Origin of the sequence: Brevundimonas sp. EAKA, assembly GCF_000698025.1 — a bacterium.
Classification (GTDB): Bacteria; Pseudomonadota; Alphaproteobacteria; order Caulobacterales; family Caulobacteraceae; genus Brevundimonas; species Brevundimonas mediterranea_A.
Map to the genome: position 1 here is coordinate 1 of NZ_JMQR01000242.1, position 1,657 is coordinate 1,657.

Here is a 1,657-nt window from a genome sequence, read left to right on the forward strand (position 1 = left end):
GTCCGGGGCAGGGCGGCGGTCGTCACGACGACCAGGGCGGCCGCAATCGCCGCGCCAGCCAGGAATTTCAGAGACTTGGGCATGGGGACATCTCCCTTTCTCCACAGGCATACGATGCGTCGCTGCAAATGGTTTCAGACCGTCTCGCCCCTTGGGATAAGACCGGGGTTGACGAGAACAATGAGCGAACATAGAACAAGGCAAGAACATTCATGTCTGGGGATAAGTCGCCATGCCGCGTTTGATGAGAGATATGCTGTCGCTGGCCTCGTGCAGCGGTTTCGTCTGGATGGTCTGGACCCTGGCCATCAGCGTGACGGCCGCCTGATTTTCAGACTCGCACCGACAGGGTCTGAATTCGCATTGTGTAAAATCAATCGCTTATGAGAGATTCTAGACTATCTGGACTGTGTTTTTTCGCCGTGACGGTCTGAAGCCTCTATCCACAGCGGATCGATAATCGCGCGGCCCGGCTGAAGGTTTGCGGTGTTCCGGCGGGCGGTGATGTGAGACTCGGTCCAGGATGATGCGCGGCCTCCCTTCGGAGGCGCGACAGGCGGAGGTCCAGTGAGCGAACCGGTCAACAGTCAGGGTTTCGTCCATCTGCGGGTCCGCTCGGCCTATTCGCTGCTGGAAGGCGCGATCAAGGCGGGCAAGCTGGGCAAGCTGGCGGCGGACGCGGGCATGCCGGCCGTGGCCATCGCCGACCGGACCAATCTGTTCGGCGCGCTGGAGTTCAGCCAGTACACCCGTGACGCCGGGGTCCAGCCCATCATCGCCTGCGCCCTGCCGGTGTTCGGCATCGGCGGACACCAGGCCGTGCGCTGGGCCAAGACCCCGACCGTGGTCCTGCTGGTCCAGAACGAGGCCGGGTGGCGCAACCTGTGCGCCCTGTCGTCCTCGGCCTATCTGGACGCGGGCGAAATGGCCGAACCGGGCGTGGCCTGGGACCAGGTCGTGGCGCGGTCCGAGGGGCTGATCCTGCTGTCGGGCGGCCCCGACGGTCCGGTCGATCCCCTGTTCGCCCAGGGCAAGACGAACGAGGGGGCGGCCGCCCTGGCGACGATGAAGTCCGCCTTTGGCGACCGCTTCTATGTCGAGCTGCAGCGTCACGGGCTGGAGGACGAAAAGCGGGCCGAGCCGGGTCTGGTCGAATGGGCCTACGCCCACGAGACGCCCCTGGTCGCGACCAATGACGTCTATTACGCCAAGGCGGCCCAGGCCAAGTCGCACGACGCCCTGTTGTGCATCGCCGACGGCGCCTTCACCGGCCAGGAAGACCGCCGCCGCATCACCGGCGAACACTGGTTCAAGTCGGCGACGGCGATGCGCGACCTGTTCGCCGACCTGACCGAGGCCTGCGACAACACCATCGACATCGCCCGGCGCTGCGCCTTCCTGGTCAACACCCATGCGCCCATCCTGCCGCGGTTCGACACCGGGGCAGGGCGGTCCGAGGCCGACGAACTGGCGCACCAGGCGCGCGAGGGGCTGAAGGTCCGCCTTGGCCAGATCACCCCCGCCGTGCCCGAGGCGGAATACTGGAGCCGGCTGGAATGGGAGGTCGGCATCATCCAGCAGATGGGCTTCCCCGGCTATTTCCTGATCGTGTCCGACTTCATCAAATGGGCCAAGGAGCACGGCATCCCGGTGGGGC

The 1,657-nt window shown here is 65.4% G+C and carries 1 protein-coding gene; it reads left to right on the forward strand.

Translation table 11 applies throughout. From position 1 onward, the window contains the following. Positions 1-567: 567 nt before the first annotated feature. The coding region (locus ER13_RS17220; protein WP_035311352.1) for a PHP domain-containing protein at positions 568-1,657 on the forward strand (1,090 nt) is incomplete at its 3' end.